The organism is Pseudomonas hydrolytica (genome assembly GCF_021495345.1).
GTDB classification, from domain to species: domain Bacteria; phylum Pseudomonadota; class Gammaproteobacteria; order Pseudomonadales; family Pseudomonadaceae; genus Aquipseudomonas; species Aquipseudomonas hydrolytica.
This window is the reverse complement of record NZ_CP099397.1, coordinates 4,129,191-4,145,153: the sequence shown is the minus strand read 5'-3', so window position 1 is coordinate 4,145,153 and position 15,963 is coordinate 4,129,191. Positions and strand designations below refer to the sequence as shown.

Below are 15,963 nucleotides of genomic sequence, written 5' to 3'. Positions count from 1 at the left end.
CGCACCGGGATCAGGCGGCGAACATCAGCATATAGGTGACGGCACCGGCCAGGTAACCGATGAAGGCCAGGCCGGTGATCTTCTTCAGGTACCAGATGAAGTTGATCTTCTCCATGCCCATGGCCGCCACGCCGGCCGCCGAGCCGATGATCAGGCAGCTGCCGCCGGTGCCGGCGCAGTAGGCGAGCATTTCCCAGAAGTTGCCGTTGACCACGAAGTTGCTCAGCCATGGCAGCTCGTCCGCCGCGGCAGCCGCCAGGGCTTCCGGGCTGACCAGCGGATACATCTTCATGGCGCCGGCGACCATCGGCACGTTGTCCACCACGGCCGACAGCAGGCCGATGGAAATGGCGATGCTGTAGACGTTGCCGAGGCCGTCCTTGAGGTAGGTGGCGACCTGGATCAGGTGGCCGGCGCTGGACAGGGCCGACACTGCCAGCAGGATGCCGAGGAAGAACAGCACGCTGGTGATGTCGATGCGGCGCAGTACACCGACCACCGACAGCGGGTCCTTGTCTTCGCTGTTCTTGCTGCGGTGAATGATTTCGGTGGTCACCCACAGTACGCTCAGGCCGAAGAGGATGCCCATGTACGGCGGCAGATGGGTGATGGTCTTGAAGATCGGCACGAAGATCAGCGCGCCTAGCCCTAAGCAGAACACCAGGTTGCGCTCGAACGGGGTGGTCGGGTCGCGGCGGCTTTCGGCGCTTTCCTTCAGGCGCGGCGGGATGACCTCGCCCTTGAGGCGGAAGCTCATGATGATCAGCGGCACCAGCAGGCAGATCAGGCTGGGCACGATCAGCTTGACGACGATACCGGTGGCGGTGATCTGGTTGCCGATCCACAGCATGGTGGTGGTCACGTCGCCGATGGGCGACCAGGCGCCGCCGGAGTTGGCGGCGATCACCACGATACCGGCGTAGAACCAGCGCTCGTGCTTGTCGGCGATCAGTTTGCGCAGCAGCGAGATCATCACGATGGTGGTGGCCAGGTTGTCCAGCGCGGCGGACAGGAAGAAGGTGATCAGGCCCACCAGCCACAGCAGGTGCACGCGCTTGGTGGTGCGGATGCGGTCGGTGATCACCTTGAAGCCTTCGTGGGCGTCGATCAGCTCGACGATGGTCATGGCGCCCATGAGGAAGAACAGGATCTCGGAGATCTCGCCCAGGTGATGGCGCAGCTCCTCGATCACATGATGGCTGTTGGTGCTGGCGCCGGCGGTACCCGTACCGAGCAGCGGCAGGATGCTGTCCGCACCCAGGACCAGAAGAGTCCAGGCCACCACGGCGGTGAGCAGCGCTGAGGCCGCCTTGTCGATCTTCAACGGGTGCTCCAGTGCAATGCACAGGTAGCCGAGGACAAAGACGAGTGCCATCAACGCATACATGATCAGGGTTCCGATTTTTATAAGAGTGGAAGCCCCCGGCGTAAGGCCTCCGGGGGAGGCCGCAGAAGATGCCTGAAAAGTTCGGCAATTGGGAGTGGGCAGCGCTGAAAACACTGCTTTGGAGAAGTCAAACGATACTTTTTGGCGAGATTCTGTAAGAGCCTGGGGCTCCAGCCCTCGTAGATGGCGGGAGCGCGGCAGTTTCTGCTGCATGGCCAACGGCGCTGCGCCCAGCGCGCCGTTAGCCACGGCTCGCTCAGACTTCCTGCGCCTGGCGCTTGGGCGGCAGCACGTAGGCCAGGACGATGGCCAGCACCGGCATGATCAGGTTGAAGAAGCAGTACGGCAGGTAGCTCAGGGTGGCCACGCCGAGGGTGGCGGCCATGTAGGCGCCGCAGGTGTTCCAGGGCACCAGCACCGAAGTCAGGGTGCCGCCGTCTTCCAGGGCGCGCGACAGGCTGGTCGGCGCCAGGCTGCGTTTCTCGTACTCGGCGCGGTACATGCGTCCCGGCAGCACCAGGGCGATGTACTGGTCGGCGGTGATGACATTGGTGCCGATGCTGGTGGTGATGGTGCTGGCAACCAGGCCGCTGTCGCTGCGCACCAGGCGCAACGCGCTCTGCAGCAGGCGTTGCAGCAGGCCCAGGCGCTCCAGCACGCCGCCGAAGCACATGGCGCAGATGATCAGCCACACGGTGGTGAGCATGCTGCCCATGCCGCCCTTGGACAGCAGACCGTCCAGCTCGGCATTGCCGCTGGCTGACTCGTAGCCGGCGAACAGCGCGCTCCACACCGTTTTCAGCGGCGCCAGGACGCCGGCCGCCGGATCGGCCAGGCGGCTCATCACCTCCGGCTGAAACACCAGGGCGAACACCGCGCCGAGCAGCGCGGCGAGAAACACCGCCGGAAAGGCCGCCCACTGGCGCATGGCAAGAAACAGCAGGAAGGCCACCGGCAGCAGCAGATGCCAGCCCAGGCGGAACTGCGCCTCCAGCGCCGCCAGCACCTCGGCGATACGCCCGGTGTCGTGGCTGGCGCCGGCCTGCTGGCCGAGCACGAAGAAGATCGCCAGGGCGATCAGCAGCGCCGGCGTGGTGGTACGCAGCATGTTGCGGATGTGCGCGAACAGATCGGCGCCGGCGGCGGCCGGGGCCAGGTTGGTGGTGTCCGACAGCGGCGACAGCTTGTCGCCGAAGTAGGCGCCGGAAATGATCGCCCCGGCGGTGATCGCTGGATCCAGCCCCAGGCCCGCGGCCACGCCCATCAGGCCGATGCCGAGGGTGCCGGCCACCGTCCAGGAGCTGCCGATGGACAGCGCGGTGAGCGCGCAGATCAGGCAGCTGGTGACGTAGAAGTACTCGGCGCTGATCAGCTTCAGGCCCAGCCAGATCATGGTCGGCACGGTGCCGGCGAGAATCCAGGTGCCGATCAGGGCGCCGACCGCCAGCAGGATCAGGTTGGCCTTCATCGCCATATGGATGCCGGCGAGTATGCCTTCCTCGATATCGGCCCAGCGCAGGCCGTTCTTCAGTCCGACCAGGCCGGCGACGAAGGCGGCGCTCATCAGCGCGATCTGGTTCGGTCCGCTGGAGGAGCCGTCGCCGAACAGGTAGACGGAAAGGCCGAGCAGCACGACGAGCACGCCAATGGGCAGCAGCGCGTCGAGTAGGGAAGGGGAGCGGGCAGTCATGGGGGTACCGGTCAATCGATGAAACGGAGGCCGAGTGGGGCCTCTGCAGAAAAAACAAAACCCGCGCCGGTTAGGGCGCGGGCCTGTGGGTATTGCGCTGGGATCAGAGCGCGGCGATCTTGCCGCGCTGTTCCACCAGCTTGCTCAGCGCCTGCTCGGCCTCGGCCAGCTTGGCGCGTTCCTTGTCCAGCACTTCGGCCGGCGCCTTGGCGACGAAGCCTTCATTGGCCAGCTTGCCGCCGACGCGCTGCACTTCGCCCTGCAGGCGAGCGACTTCCTTGTCCAGGCGCGCCAGCTCGGCGTCCTTGTCGATCAGCCCGGCCATCGGCACCAGCACCTGCATCTCGCCGACCAGGGCAGTGGCGGACATCGGCGCTTCCTCGCCTGCGCCCAGCACGCGGACCGACTCCAGCTTGGCCAGCTTGCTCAGCAGCGGCTCGAAGTCGGCCAGGCGGCGCAGGTCGGAGTCCGAGGCGTTGGCGACGATGATGTCGATACGCTTGGCCATGGAAATCTTCATCTCGCCACGGATCTGCCGTACGCCGAGCATCAGCTGCTTGACCCACTCGATATCGGCCTCGGCGGCGGCGTCGATGCGCTCCTCGGCTGCCACCGGCCAGGGCTGCAGCATCAGGGTGGCGCCGTCCTTGCCGGCCAGTGCCTTGATGCGCTGCCAGATCTCTTCGGTGATGAAGGGCATGAACGGATGGGCCAGGCGCAGGATTACTTCCAGTACGCGTACCAGGGTGCGACGGGTGCCGCGCTGGCGCTCGGCGCTGGCGGTTTCGTCCCACAGCACCGGCTTCACCAGCTCCAGGTACCAGGCGCAGTACTCGTCCCAGACGAATTCGTACAGGGCCTGGGTGGCCAGGTCGAAGCGGAAGGCGTCGAGGTGGCGGGTGACGTCCTGCTCGCAGCGCTGCAGGGCGGAAATGATCCAGCGGTCGACGGCGGACAGCTCCACCGGCTCGCCATTGACGCCGCAGTCCTTGCCTTCGGTGTTTTCCAGGACGAAGTTGGTGGCGTTCCACAGCTTGTTGCAGAAGTTGCGGTAGCCCTCGACGCGGCCCATGTCGAACTTCACGTCACGGCCGGTGGTGGCCAGCGAGCAGAAGGTGAAGCGCAGGGCGTCGGTGCCGTAGCTGGCGATGCCCTCGGGGAACTCGGCGCGGGTCTGCTTGGCGATCTTCTCGGCCAGCTTGGGCTGCATCATGCCGCTGGTGCGTTTTTCCAGCAGCTCGTCCAGGGTGATGCCGTCGACGATGTCCAGCGGGTCGAGCACGTTGCCCTTGGACTTGGACATCTTCTGGCCCTGGCCGTCGCGCACCAGGCCGTGCACGTACACGGTCTTGAACGGGATCTGCCCGGTCAGGTGGGTCGACAGCATGATCATCCGCGCGACCCAGAAGAAGATGATGTCGAAGCCGGTGACCAGCACGTCGGTGGGGTGGAAGGTCTTGAGGAAATCGGTCTGCTCGGGCCAGCCGAGGGTGGAGAAGGTCCACAGGCCGGAGCTGAACCAGGTGTCCAGCACGTCTTCGTCCTGGCGCAGGGCGACGCCTTCGAGGTTGTGCTTGGCGCGCACTTCCGCCTCGTCGCGGCCGACATAGACGTTGCCGGCCTCGTCGTACCAGGCCGGGATGCGGTGGCCCCACCACAGCTGACGGCTGATGCACCAGTCCTGGATATCACGCATCCAGCTGAAGTACATGTTCTCGTACTGCTTGGGCACGAACTGGATCTCGCCGCTCTCGACCACGGCGATGGCCTTCTCGGCCAGCGGCTTGGTGGAGACGTACCACTGGTCGGTCAGCCACGGCTCGATCACGGTGCCGGAGCGGTCGCCCTTCGGTACTTTCAGCGCGTGGTCTTCGATCTTCTCCAAGAGGCCCGCGGCTTCGAAGGCGGCGACGATGCGCTTGCGCGCCTCGAAGCGGTCCAGGCCGGCGTATTCGGCCGGCAGGCTGCCGTCAACGATGCTGTTGACGCTGCCGTCGAGGTTGAACACCTGGGCGCGCGCCAGCACGGCGGCGTCGGCGTCGAAGATGTTGATCAGCGGCAGGTTGTGGCGCTTACCCACTTCGTAGTCGTTGAAGTCGTGCGCCGGGGTGATCTTCACGCAGCCGGTGCCGAACTCGGGGTCGCAATAGTCGTCGGCGACGATCGGAATGCGGCGGCCCACCAGCGGCAGTTCGACGAAGCTGCCGATCAGCGCCTTGTAGCGCTCGTCTTCCGGATGCACGGCCACGGCGCTGTCGCCGAGCATGGTTTCCGGGCGGGTGGTGGCGACGATCAGGTAGTCCTTGCCGTCGGCGGTCTTCTTGCCGTCGGCCAGCGGGTAGCGCAGGTTCCACAGCGAGCCTTTCTCGTCGTGGTTTTCCACTTCCAGGTCGGAAATGGCGGTGTGGAACTTGGTGTCCCAGTTGACCAGGCGCTTGCCGCGGTAGATCAGGCCATCCTCGTGCAGGCGCACGAAGGCTTCCTTGACCGCTTCGGACAGACCGTCGTCCATGGTGAAGCGCTCGCGCGACCAGTCCACCGAGCTGCCCAGGCGGCGGATCTGCCGGGTGATGGTGCCGCCGGACTGGTTCTTCCACTCCCAGACCTTCTCCAGGAACTTCTCGCGGCCCAGGTCGTGACGGCCGATGCCCTGCGCGGCGAGCTGGCGCTCCACCACCATCTGGGTGGCGATACCGGCGTGGTCGGTGCCCGGCTGCCACAGGGTGTTGCGGCCCTGCATGCGGCGGAAACGGATCAGCGCATCCATGATCGCGTTGTTGAAGCCGTGCCCCATGTGCAGGCTGCCGGTGACGTTCGGCGGCGGGATCATGATGGTGTACGGCTCACCGCTACCTTGTGGGGCGAAGTAGTTGTTCTGCTCCCAGGTCTGGTACCAGTTGGATTCGATGGCGTGCGGCTGGTAGGTCTTGTCCATGCGCGGCGGGACCCTTGTGACGGCTGATCGGAAAAGCCGGCAAGTATACCGCGTCTACAGGGCAAGCCATAAGTCTCGCGCTGCTGGGCGGTTGAAACCGCCATCTTTGGCGTGGCGGATGCGGTCGTCGGGTGCGCCGTGCGCACCAGCTATTGCCAGCTGTCAGGGCTTGCGCGGCGGCAGCAGGCGCGGCAGGCGCGCTTCCAGGCGACGCTTGAGCTCGGCTTCGATCTGCGGCACGAAATCGTCGATGACGTCCTGCAGGATCAGCTGGGCGGCGGCGCGCAGCTCGGCATTGAGGTGTTGTAGTTCGCGGGCACTGTCATGCAGGCGCGGCTCCAGGCGTTCGCGCAGCGGGCCAGCTGCCGGCGAGGCGGCCGCAGCAGTCTGCGTGGCTGGCGCCGGTTTGGGCGTCGGCGTGACATGAAAGGGCGGCGGCGGGCCGGGCGGCGCGCTGACGATATCGGACAGTACCGGAATGCTGTCCGGGTCGAGCGAGTCGATCAGCAGCGGCGGTTCCTGGCTTTCGTCGCCCAGCAGTTCGCGAATCGACTCCAGGTCGTGCAGCAACTGAGCGGGTTTTTGTGGAGGTTTGGGGGTGTCCATGGCGGTCGGCACAGCGGGCGAAAGGGCAGGGTGGCCTGTGTTGTGAGCGTCGAGCGAAGGTTAAAGTTCGACGCGTTTGGGATCATACCCGCGCTGGCGATAGTTACGGAAATTCTCGCGACAGGCGCTCAGCAGTTCCGGCTGCTGGTTGACGATCTCGATGATGCGGGAGAAGCGTTCGACATGCGGAGACAGGCTGCTGCCAAGGTTAATCAGCACGCCTTGCTCGTGGCTCGGCACTTCGTCCACGCCCAGTACCACCGGTGCCAGCGGCGCGTCGCGGTGCAGGTCGTGGGGCACGAAGCGCTCGGCCTTGAAGCGCCACAGCAGTTCGTCGAGCTCGATGCACTGCGCCTCGTCGCTGCCCCGGACGAACACCGGCAGGCCGGCGCCCCAGGCCTTGAGCGCCAGTTGGCAGGCCGCGCGCAGGCGACCTTCGGCGTCGCTGGAGGAGAGAACGTAGAACTCGATTCTGGGCATCTAGGAGGCTTTTGACGTTGAAGGGCGGCTGTAGGAGCGAGCGCCAGGTTCGCGAGTGGCGCTCGCTCCTACGGGGACCGTCGCCCGGACTGCATCCGGGCTGGCGGTGCATCAGACCTTGGCGCGATCCAGCAGGTACTGGGTCAGCAGCGGCACGGGGCGACCGCTGCCGCCCTTGTCCTTGCCGCCACTGATCCACGCGGTGCCGGCAACGTCCAGGTGCGCCCAGTGGAAATTCTTGGCGAAACGCGACAGGAAGCAGCCGGCGGTAATGGTGCCGGCCTTCGGCCCGCCGATATTGGCGATGTCGGCGAAGGGGCTGTCCAGCTGCTCCTGGTACTCGTCGTACAGCGGCAGTTGCCAGGCACGGTCGTCGGCGGTTTCGCCGGCCTTGAGGATCTGCTTGATCAGTGCGTCGTTGTTGCCCATCAGGCCGGAGACGTTGCTGCCCAGGGCGACGATGCAGGCACCGGTGAGGGTGGCCACGTCGATCACCGCCTGCGGCTTGAAGCGCTCGGCGTAGGTCAGGGTATCGCACAGCACCAGGCGGCCTTCGGCGTCGGTGTTGAGGATTTCCACGGTCTGCCCGCTCATGGTGGTGACGATGTCGCCGGGGCGGGTGGCGCGACCGCTGGGCATGTTCTCGGCGCAGGCCAGCAGGCACACAAGGTTGATCGGCAGTTGCAGCTCGAGCACGGCCTTGAGGGTGCCGAACACGCTGGCGGCGCCGCACATGTCGTACTTCATCTCGTCCATGCCGGCAGCCGGCTTGATGCTGATGCCGCCGGTGTCGAAGGTGATGCCCTTGCCGACCAGAGCGAAGGGTTTTTCATCCTTCTTGCCGCCCTGGTAGTGCATGACGATCATCCGCGGCGGCTGCTCGCTGCCCTGGGCCACGGCGAGGAAGGCACCGGCGCCGAGCTCCTTGAGCTTCTTCTCGTCGAGGATGTCCACCTTGAGGTTCTTGTGCGCCTTGCCCAGGGCCTTGGCCTCTTCGGCCAGGTAGCTGGGATGGCAGAGATTCGGCGGCAGGTTGCCGAGATCCTTGGTGAAGGCCACGCCAGTGGCGATGGCGCGGGCATGCTGTAGAGCGCGCTCGGCATCGGCCAGCTCGGCCTTGTCGGCGACCAGGGTGATTTTCTTCAAGGCGCGTGGATCGGTCTTCTTGCTCTTGAACTGCTCGAACAGATAGTCGCCGTCGGCCAGGGTCTCCACGATCAGACGGGTCTTGCCGTAGGCGTCGCGGCCCTTGACCTTGAGTTCGCCGAGGGCCAGCAGGGCGTCGCTGCCGCCCAGGCCCTTGAGCACGCCGTGCACGCTGGCAACCAATTTGCGCAGTTGGCGGTCGGATAGATCGCCCTTGCCGCAGCCCACCAGCAGCACACGCTCGGCCTTGAGCCCCGGCAGGCTGTGCAGCAGCAGGGTCTGACCCGGCTTGCCGGCGATGTCGCCGCGCTTGAGCACGGCAGAGAGGGCACCATTGCTGGCCTGGTCGACGGCCTTGGCGGCTTCTCCCAGTTTGCGGCCTTCGCCGATGGCGACGACCAGGGTGGCGGTCTTCAGGGTTTCCGGGCGTGTGCTTTTGACGAGGAATTCCATATGAGCTGTCCCCAAGACAAAGAGTCGGGTTTGACGGATAATGGCCGCCATTTTTCGAGGGTCCACCCTGCGGTGGGCCGGCAAGTAGGTGCGGCTAGTTTGAGCGCTCGCGCCTGAGCCTGACAACCCTGGAGCGTCCGGTTTGATCGTCTTCCGTTATCTGTCCCGCGAAGTGCTGGTGACCCTCAGCGCGGTGAGCGCCGTGTTGCTGGTGATCATCATGAGCGGCCGTTTCATCAAATACCTGGCGCAGGCCGCGCAGGGCGCGCTGGATCCAGGCGTGCTGTTTCTGATCATGGGTTACCGGATTCCCGGCTTCCTGCAGTTGATTCTGCCGCTGGGGCTGTTCCTCGGTTTCCTGCTGGCCTACGGGCGTCTGTATCTGGACAGCGAGATGACCGTGCTGTCGGCCACCGGCGTCAGCCAGCAGCGTCTGACCGCCTACAGCATGGCGCCGGCGCTGGTCGTCGCCCTGCTGGTCGGCTGGCTCAGCCTGGGTCTGGCACCGCAGGGGGTGGCCAGCGTGGCGCGTATCCTCAACGAGCAGGATGCCCTGACCGAACTCGATACCCTGGTGCCGGGGCGCTTCCAGTCGATGAAAGATGGCTCGCGGGTGACCTATTCACAGGAGCTGTCGGCCGATCGCAGCGAGCTGCGCGGGGTGTTCATGTCGGAGAAGCGTTTCTCCAGCGACGGCAGTTCCGAGCGCGGCATCACCGTGCTGCTGGCCGAGAGTGGGCGTCAGGAGATTCAGGCTGACGGCAGCCGTTACCTGATTCTGGAAAACGGCTACCGCTACGACGGCGAGCCAGGCGAGGCCGATTACCGCGTCATCCAGTACGACACCTATGGCGTACTGCTGCCCAAGCCGGAGGTGGCCATCGAGGCCAGCGAGCGTGAAGCGATGCCGACTCGCGAGCTGTTCGGCAGCGATGACCCGCGCGTTCAGGCCGAGCTGCAGTGGCGTCTGTCGATTCCGCTGCTGGTGTTCGTGGTCACCCTGCTGGCCGTGCCGCTTTCCAAGGTCAATCCGCGTCAGGGGCGCTTCCTCAAGCTGCTGCCGGCGATCTTCCTTTATATGGCATACCTGGGCCTGTTGATCGCCGCCCGTGGCGCCTTGGACAAGGGGCGGCTGCCGCCCGCGCTGGGGTTGTGGTGGGTACATGGCATCTTCCTGGGGATCGGCCTGTTGTTGCTCTATTGGGAGCGTCTGAGTCTGTGGTGGGCCAGCCGCCGCGCTGCGGAGGTGGCCCATGGCTAAGCTCGATCGCTACATCGGTGCCCAGGTCTTCTTCGCCATCCTCACGGTGCTGGGCATCATCCTGGGCCTGGCCCTGCTGTTCGCCTTCATCGACGAGCTGAGCGACCTGAACAAGGGCGACTATGGCCTCGGCCAGGCGCTCTGGTACGTGCTGTTGACCGCACCGCGCCGCGCCTACGAGATGTTGCCGATGGCGGCACTGATCGGCTGCCTGATCGGTCTCGGCACCCTGGCCAGCAACAGCGAGCTGACCATCATGCGCGCCGCGGGCGTGTCCATCGGTCGTATCGTCTGGGCGGTGATGAAACCCATGCTGGTGCTGATGCTGGCCGGCATCCTGATCGGCGAGTACGTTGCGCCGCTGACCGAGAACCAGGCCCAGGCCGACCGGGCCCTGGCCCAGGGCGGTGGCGCGGCGCAGAGTTCCAAGCGTGGCATGTGGCACCGTCAGGGGCAGGAATACGTGCATATCAACGCCGTGCAGCCGGGTGGCCTGCTGCTCGGGGTAACGCGCTATCGTTTCGACGATGAGCGTCGTCTGCAGTCGGCCAGTTTCGCCCGTCGTGCCGAGCACAGGGGCGATCACTGGGTGCTGCGCAACGTGCAGACCACCTTCCTGCATGACGATCGCTCGGAAGTGGTCAATCAGCGTGAAGAGCGTTGGGATATCGAGCTTAGCCCGCAACTGCTCAGCACCGTGGTGATGGAGCCCGAGTCGCTGTCCATCACCGGTCTGTGGCAGTACATCCACTATCTGGCCGAGCAGGGGCTGAACAACGCCCGTTACTGGCTGGCGTTCTGGACCAAGGTGCTGCAGCCGCTGGTGACGGGGGCGCTGGTGCTGATGGCGATTTCCTTCATTTTCGGCCCGCTGCGTTCGGTGACACTGGGCCAGCGCGTGTTCACCGGCGTGCTGGTGGGCTTCATCTTCCGTATCGCCCAGGACCTGCTCGGGCCGTCGAGCCTGGTGTTCGGTTTCTCGCCGCTACTGGCCGTGCTGGTACCGGCGGGCATCTGTGCACTGGCCGGAGTCTGGTTGCTGCGCAGGGCGGGCTGAGTACACAGCGCGCATGAAAAAGCCGGTTCAGTGAACCGGCTTTTTTGCATCTGCCGCGCGTTACTTCTTGTGGATGTTCTTGGGTAGTTGCACCACGCGGCTGTCGGAATAGATGTCATGCCAGGTGCGGCCCTGTTTGTCCCACAGCAGCCAGAGAAAGCCCAGGCCGGCGAACAGCCAGGAGCCGATGGCGACCACGAAGCGCAGCAGGGCCTGCCACAGGTCGATGGCGCTGCCGTCGGTGTTCTGGATGCGCAGCCCCCAGGCCTGCATGCCCAAGGTCTGGCCGTTATGGGTCCAGAACTTGGCGAAGAAGGCGAACAGCGCCAGCAGCACCAGGCTGGCGAGCACCGGGTCATGGTCCAGCGCGCCGGCCTCGGACATGGCCAGCAGCGTGTCGCCACCGTGGAGCAGGCGCAGAAAACCTTGCTGGTAGATCAGGGTGACGACCATGATCAGGGCTACGCAAAGCAGGAAGTCGTAGAAGATCGCCGCCAGGCGACGAATCAGCCCGGCTGTGGGGAAGTCTCCCTGCGGGCGTAGCTGGTGCTTCGGCATGATGGGCTCGCTGTGACGAAAGGGCGCGTCATTCTAACCGCGACTTTTCTGCGAGCATAAAAAAACCCCTGATCGAGATCAGGGGTTCTTCAAAGCAGCGGCAATCAGCCCAGGATCTGAACCTGGTCGGCCTGCATGCCTTTTTGACCTTGCACAGCGATGAAGCTGACTTTCTGGCCTTCTTTCAGGCTCTTGAAGCCGTTACCTTCGATCGCGCGGAAGTGCACGAACAGATCCGGACCGCTCTCGGGAGTGATAAAACCAAAACCTTTCTCGTCGTTAAACCACTTGACGGTACCGTTCTGACGATTCGACATGTCTTTTTCCTTGAAACTAGAGTTGATGACAGCCTCCAAGTATAGAGGGCTGAGACTGGTTGCAAGGAGTAATAGAAGTCGAGCGGGATGTAGCGGATCTAGATGATCTGCTGCACCAGAGTCACGATTCACAGCGACCCATGCAAACAGTTCGATCACTCTACGCTAACTTTTACGCAATTGCCAACCCCCGCCGGAAAGGTCGCCGGCCAGGTTTTACGGGGCTTGCCGAGGCACGGAGAGCGTGCGCCAGTAATGTCGTTGCAACAATCGCCGGCGTTGTTCGCACAGATATGAAAAAGCCCGCAGGACCTAAGTCTTGCGGGCTCTTGAAACGGTTGGTGCCCCGGGGGAGACTCGAACTCCCACTCCTTTCGAAAACGGATTTTGAATCCGCCGCGTCTACCGATTCCGCCACCGGGGCACAATGGCGGCGCAGTATAGGGACGCACCCTGCGCCGGTCAATCGGCGTCGGTATCGAGCCCCTCGGCAACGGTGCCATGCGTGTTCAGGGGCTGATGGGGTGGCGGTTTTTCATGGCGGCCTTGCGACTAAGATTGCGCCTGTCATCGAGAGCGCCGAGTTGGACGGGGTGGTCTGGGATCTGTAGTCGAGCGGGAGGGCGTGTGCTCAGAGTCTTGTGCCGGGCGATCATCGCCGGTCTGCTGATTTCTCCTGCGGCCTTGGCGGGCACGCTCACCTATGCCGTTACCGATGAAAGCTGGGAGCCGTACTGGATAGTGCGCGACGGCCAGGTCAGCGGCATCCTGCATGACTTCATGCTCGCCCTCGACGAGCGCCTGCCGGAGGAGTTGCAGGCGAGCCACCCGCTGCCGCCGCTGCGTACCCAGAAACTGTTTCGCGAAGGGCAACTGCAGCTTGAGTGTTGCGTGAGCCAGAGCTGGCGTGCCGAGCCCGAGCAGGCGGATGTATCGGTGTGGTCGGTGCCGGTGCTCGAGGCCGATGAGATGCTGCTGTTCGCCCCTGGTGCGGCCTTCCCCTACCGGCAGGTCGAGGACCTGCGCGGGCGCTCGATTGCCACGGTGCGTGGCTATGGCTATTTCGGCAGCGAGTACTTCCAGCGCAACGATGGCGCCGATGCGTTCGCACTGATCTACCGCGTCGCCCAGCGGCACAGCGAGGCCGGCATCATCGACCGCCTGGAGTGGCGTTACCTGACGCACAGCAATGCCCAGCTGCGATCACCTCGCTGGCAGGTCGAGGAGGGGCCGGTAATCCATCGTGTCCAACTGCGAATTCGCCTGCATCGTGCTCATGCCGATCGGCTGCAGGCGTTGAATGCGGCCATCAGGGAAATCCAGGCGGACGGCACCCTGGCGCGAATCGTCGTGCGCTACGCGCCGTAGCGTTGGCCCCCGGGGACAGCCCACGTGGCCGGCCAAGGGGAAATCCGGTAAGCTTTGCCACCCTGCAGAAATACCCCCTCCGAATCGAATCATGCGTGTTGCCGATTTCCACTTCGATCTTCCCGAGTCGCTGATCGCCCGTCATCCCCTGGCCGAGCGCCGGGCCAGTCGCCTGTTGCAGCTGGATGGGTCGAGCGGGGCGCTGCGTCATGGCCAGTTCACCGATCTGCTGGAGCAACTGCGCCCCGGTGACCTGATGGTGTTCAACAACACCCGGGTGATTCCGGCGCGGCTGTTCGGCCAGAAGGCGTCCGGCGGCAAGCTGGAAGTGCTGGTGGAGCGCGTGCTCGATCAGCATCGGGTGCTGGCGCACGTGCGCTCCAGCAAGTCGCCCAAGCCCGGTTCGCAGATTCTCATCGATGGTGGTGGCGAAGCCGAAATGGTCGCCCGTCACGATGCCCTGTTCGAACTGCGTTTCGCCGAACCGGTGCTGCCGTTGCTGGAGCGGGTCGGGCATATGCCGCTGCCGCCTTATATAGACAGACCGGATGACGAGGCCGACCGCGAGCGTTATCAGACCGTCTACGCCGAGAAGGCGGGCGCGGTGGCGGCGCCCACCGCGGGGCTGCACTTCGATGACGAACTGCTGGCGGCGATCCGCGACAAGGGTGTGGAAACAGCGTTCGTGACGCTGCATGTTGGTGCCGGTACCTTCCAGCCGGTGCGGGTCGAGCGCATCGAAGATCACCACATGCACAGCGAGTGGCTGGAGGTCAGCCAGGAGGTCGTCGATGCCGTGGCGGCCTGCCGCGCCCGTGGCGGTCGTGTGGTGGCCGTCGGCACCACCAGCGTGCGCTCCCTGGAAACCGCGGCGCAGAGCGGTGAGTTGAAACCGTTCAGCGGCGATACCGACATCTTCATCTATCCGGGCCGGCCCTTCCATGTGGTCGACGCCCTGGTCACCAACTTCCACCTGCCCGAGTCGACCCTGCTGATGCTGGTGTCGGCCTTCGCCGGCTACGCCGAGACCATGGCCGCCTACCGCGCGGCGGTGGAGCAGGGCTATCGCTTCTTCAGTTACGGTGATGCCATGTTCATCACCCGCAACCCCGCCGCGCGCGGGCCCGAGGTTTGAGTATGTCGCGCACCTGTCGCATGTCCTTCGAGTTGCTGGCTACCGACGGCAAGGCCCGTCGCGGCCGCCTGACCTTCCCGCGTGGCGTGGTGGAAACGCCCGCCTTCATGCCGGTGGGCACCTACGGCACGGTCAAGGGCATGCTGCCGCGTGACGTTGAAGACATCGGCGCGCAGATCATCCTCGGCAACACCTTCCACCTGTGGCTGCGCCCGGGCATGGAGGTGATCAGGAAACATGGCGACCTGCATGATTTCATGCAGTGGCAGGGGCCGATCCTCACCGACTCCGGCGGTTTCCAGGTGTTCAGTCTGGGGGCGATGCGCAAGATCAAGGAAGAGGGCGTTTACTTCGCCTCGCCGGTCGATGGCGCCAAAGTCTTCATGGGCCCGGAAGAGTCGATGCAGGTGCAGCGCGACCTGGGCTCGGACATCGTGATGATCTTCGACGAATGCACGCCGTACCCGGCGGAGTTCGATGTGGCCAAGCGCTCCATGGAGCTGTCGCTGCGTTGGGCCAAGCGCTCCAAGACCGCCCATGGCGAGAGCACGGCGGCGTTGTTCGGCATCGTCCAGGGCGGCATGCACGAAGAGCTGCGCATGCGCTCGCTGGAGGGCTTGTGCGAGATCGGTTTCGACGGCCTGGCCATCGGTGGGCTGTCGGTCGGCGAGCCGAAGGAAGAAATGATCCGCGTGCTGGACTTCCTGCCGCCGCACATGCCGGCCGACAAACCGCGCTATCTGATGGGTGTGGGCAAGCCGGAAGACCTGGTCGAGGGCGTGCGCCGTGGCGTGGACATGTTCGATTGCGTGATGCCGACGCGTAACGCGCGCAACGGCCACCTGTTCGTCGATACCGGCGTGGTGAAGATCCGCAATGCCGTGCACAAGCACGACGATTCGCCGCTGGACCCGACCTGCGACTGTTACACCTGCAAACACTTCTCGCGCGCTTATCTGCATCATCTGGACAAGTGCGGCGAAATGCTCGGTAGCATGCTCAATACCATCCATAACTTGCGGCATTATCAGCGTGTTATGGCTGGTTTGCGCGAGGCTATCGGACAGGGTACATTGGCCGCCTTTGTCGAAACCTTCTATGCCAAGCGCGGCCTGCCCGTGCCGCCGCTGGACTGATTTCCCGAACGTTTGAAGATCCTTTCCATTAGGAGTGTTACATGAGCTTTTTCATTCCCGCCGCCTACGCTGACACTGCGGCTGCTGGCCCTGCCGGCAGCGGTTTCGAGTGGGTATTCCTGATCGGTTTCCTGGTCATTTTCTACCTGATGATCTGGCGTCCGCAGGCCAAGCGCGCCAAGGAACACAAGAACCTGCTCAGCAGCCTGCAGAAGGGTGATGAGGTGGTGACCAGCGGCGGCATCGCCGGCAAGGTCTCCAAGGTTGCCGACGACTTCGTGGTGATCGAGGTGTCCGACACCGTCGAGCTGAAGTTCCAGAAGCAGGCCATCGCCGCCACTCTGCCCAAGGGCACGCTGAAAGCCATCTGACTTCGGTTCTTTCTAGTTTTCATTCGACGGGGCGCTTTTAGCGCCCCGCGTCATAAGCGGGCG

14 protein-coding genes and 1 tRNA gene are annotated in these 15,963 nt (G+C 64.5%); 6 read left to right on the top strand and 9 right to left on the bottom strand.

The window, feature by feature from the left end; all coding sequences use genetic code 11:
* Window positions 1-10 precede the first annotated feature (10 nt).
* The 6 genes from nhaD to L1F06_RS19385 form a co-directional block, all read right to left on the bottom strand.
* Window positions 11-1,387: a sodium:proton antiporter NhaD gene (nhaD, locus tag L1F06_RS19410; RefSeq protein WP_003246271.1), complete on the bottom strand. Its 1,377-nt coding sequence runs from the start codon at window positions 1,385-1,387 to the stop codon at window positions 11-13.
* A gap of 256 nt (window positions 1,388-1,643) precedes the next feature.
* Window positions 1,644-3,077, bottom strand: coding sequence for a Na+/H+ antiporter NhaC (gene nhaC, locus L1F06_RS19405; protein WP_129481756.1), 1,434 nt, complete (start codon window positions 3,075-3,077; stop codon window positions 1,644-1,646).
* Between the two features lie 103 nt (window positions 3,078-3,180).
* Window positions 3,181-6,012 carry a valine--tRNA ligase gene (locus tag L1F06_RS19400; protein ID WP_129481755.1) on the bottom strand — a complete coding sequence of 944 codons (2,832 nt, stop codon included), beginning with the start codon at window positions 6,010-6,012 and terminating at the stop codon, window positions 3,181-3,183.
* 162 nt (window positions 6,013-6,174) lie between these two features.
* The gene (locus L1F06_RS19395; RefSeq protein ID WP_129481754.1) at window positions 6,175-6,618 is read right to left on the bottom strand and encodes a DNA polymerase III subunit chi; all 444 of its coding nucleotides are present in this window, start codon (window positions 6,616-6,618) and stop codon (window positions 6,175-6,177) included.
* Between the two features lie 60 nt (window positions 6,619-6,678).
* Window positions 6,679-7,098: a DNA polymerase III subunit chi gene (locus L1F06_RS19390; RefSeq protein ID WP_003246264.1), complete on the bottom strand. Its 420-nt coding sequence runs from the start codon at window positions 7,096-7,098 to the stop codon at window positions 6,679-6,681.
* 111 nt (window positions 7,099-7,209) lie between these two features.
* Window positions 7,210-8,697 (bottom strand): leucyl aminopeptidase, encoded by a 1,488-nt coding sequence (locus L1F06_RS19385; protein ID WP_129481753.1) that lies wholly within the window; start codon window positions 8,695-8,697, stop codon window positions 7,210-7,212.
* A 142-nt stretch (window positions 8,698-8,839) separates the two neighbouring features.
* On the opposite strand from L1F06_RS19385, the gene lptF reads away from it, so the two are divergent.
* Window positions 8,840-9,958 carry an LPS export ABC transporter permease LptF gene (gene lptF / locus L1F06_RS19380; RefSeq protein WP_003246260.1) on the top strand — a complete coding sequence of 373 codons (1,119 nt, stop codon included), beginning with the start codon at window positions 8,840-8,842 and terminating at the stop codon, window positions 9,956-9,958.
* Window positions 9,951-11,015 (top strand): LPS export ABC transporter permease LptG, encoded by a 1,065-nt coding sequence (gene lptG, locus L1F06_RS19375; protein WP_003246259.1) that lies wholly within the window; start codon window positions 9,951-9,953, stop codon window positions 11,013-11,015. The genes lptF and lptG overlap by 8 nt, the downstream gene beginning before the upstream one ends.
* Before the next feature lie 60 nt (window positions 11,016-11,075).
* On the opposite strand, the gene L1F06_RS19370 is transcribed toward lptG, so the two are convergent.
* The 3 genes from L1F06_RS19370 to L1F06_RS19360 all read right to left on the bottom strand — a co-directional run bounded on the left by L1F06_RS19370 (window position 11,076) and on the right by L1F06_RS19360 (window position 12,314).
* Entirely contained in the window at window positions 11,076-11,573 is a 498-nt protein-coding gene (locus L1F06_RS19370; protein WP_129481752.1) for an RDD family protein, read from the bottom strand.
* Between the two features lie 104 nt (window positions 11,574-11,677).
* Entirely contained in the window at window positions 11,678-11,890 is a 213-nt protein-coding gene (locus tag L1F06_RS19365; protein ID WP_003246255.1) for a cold-shock protein, read from the bottom strand.
* A gap of 339 nt (window positions 11,891-12,229) precedes the next feature.
* Window positions 12,230-12,314: transfer RNA gene (locus tag L1F06_RS19360), tRNA-Leu, on the bottom strand.
* 203 nt (window positions 12,315-12,517) lie between these two features.
* On the opposite strand from L1F06_RS19360, the gene L1F06_RS19355 reads away from it, so the two are divergent.
* From L1F06_RS19355 to yajC, 4 genes are all read left to right on the top strand, one after another.
* The gene (locus L1F06_RS19355) at window positions 12,518-13,258 is read left to right on the top strand and encodes a substrate-binding periplasmic protein (protein WP_129481751.1); all 741 of its coding nucleotides are present in this window, start codon (window positions 12,518-12,520) and stop codon (window positions 13,256-13,258) included.
* Window positions 13,259-13,349: 91 nt separating this feature from the next.
* Window positions 13,350-14,393 (top strand): tRNA preQ1(34) S-adenosylmethionine ribosyltransferase-isomerase QueA, encoded by a 1,044-nt coding sequence (gene queA / locus L1F06_RS19350; protein ID WP_129481750.1) that lies wholly within the window; start codon window positions 13,350-13,352, stop codon window positions 14,391-14,393.
* Window positions 14,394-14,413: 20 nt separating this feature from the next.
* Window positions 14,414-15,529: a tRNA guanosine(34) transglycosylase Tgt gene (gene tgt / locus L1F06_RS19345; protein WP_003246246.1), complete on the top strand. Its 1,116-nt coding sequence runs from the start codon at window positions 14,414-14,416 to the stop codon at window positions 15,527-15,529.
* A 41-nt stretch (window positions 15,530-15,570) separates the two neighbouring features.
* Window positions 15,571-15,900, top strand: coding sequence for a preprotein translocase subunit YajC (yajC, locus tag L1F06_RS19340; protein WP_003246244.1), 330 nt, complete (start codon window positions 15,571-15,573; stop codon window positions 15,898-15,900).
* Window positions 15,901-15,963: the final 63 nt, after the last annotated feature.

Bases quoted from the DNA above. Each gene is read 5' to 3' on its own strand.
- nhaD (WP_003246271.1), bottom strand. From the start codon at position 1,387: ATGTATGCGTTGATGGCACTCGTCTTTGTCCTCGGCTACCTGTGCATT.
- nhaC (WP_129481756.1), bottom strand. From the start codon at position 3,077: ATGACTGCCCGCTCCCCTTCCCTACTCGACGCGCTGCTGCCCATTGGC.
- L1F06_RS19400 (WP_129481755.1), bottom strand. From the start codon at position 6,012: ATGGACAAGACCTACCAGCCGCACGCCATCGAATCCAACTGGTACCAG.
- L1F06_RS19395 (WP_129481754.1), bottom strand. From the start codon at position 6,618: ATGGACACCCCCAAACCTCCACAAAAACCCGCTCAGTTGCTGCACGAC.
- L1F06_RS19390 (WP_003246264.1), bottom strand. From the start codon at position 7,098: ATGCCCAGAATCGAGTTCTACGTTCTCTCCTCCAGCGACGCCGAAGGT.
- L1F06_RS19385 (WP_129481753.1), bottom strand. From the start codon at position 8,697: ATGGAATTCCTCGTCAAAAGCACACGCCCGGAAACCCTGAAGACCGCC.
- lptG (WP_003246259.1), top strand. From the start codon at position 9,951: ATGGCTAAGCTCGATCGCTACATCGGTGCCCAGGTCTTCTTCGCCATC.
- L1F06_RS19370 (WP_129481752.1), bottom strand. From the start codon at position 11,573: ATGCCGAAGCACCAGCTACGCCCGCAGGGAGACTTCCCCACAGCCGGG.
- L1F06_RS19365 (WP_003246255.1), bottom strand. From the start codon at position 11,890: ATGTCGAATCGTCAGAACGGTACCGTCAAGTGGTTTAACGACGAGAAA.
- queA (WP_129481750.1), top strand. From the start codon at position 13,350: ATGCGTGTTGCCGATTTCCACTTCGATCTTCCCGAGTCGCTGATCGCC.
- tgt (WP_003246246.1), top strand. From the start codon at position 14,414: ATGTCCTTCGAGTTGCTGGCTACCGACGGCAAGGCCCGTCGCGGCCGC.
- yajC (WP_003246244.1), top strand. From the start codon at position 15,571: ATGAGCTTTTTCATTCCCGCCGCCTACGCTGACACTGCGGCTGCTGGC.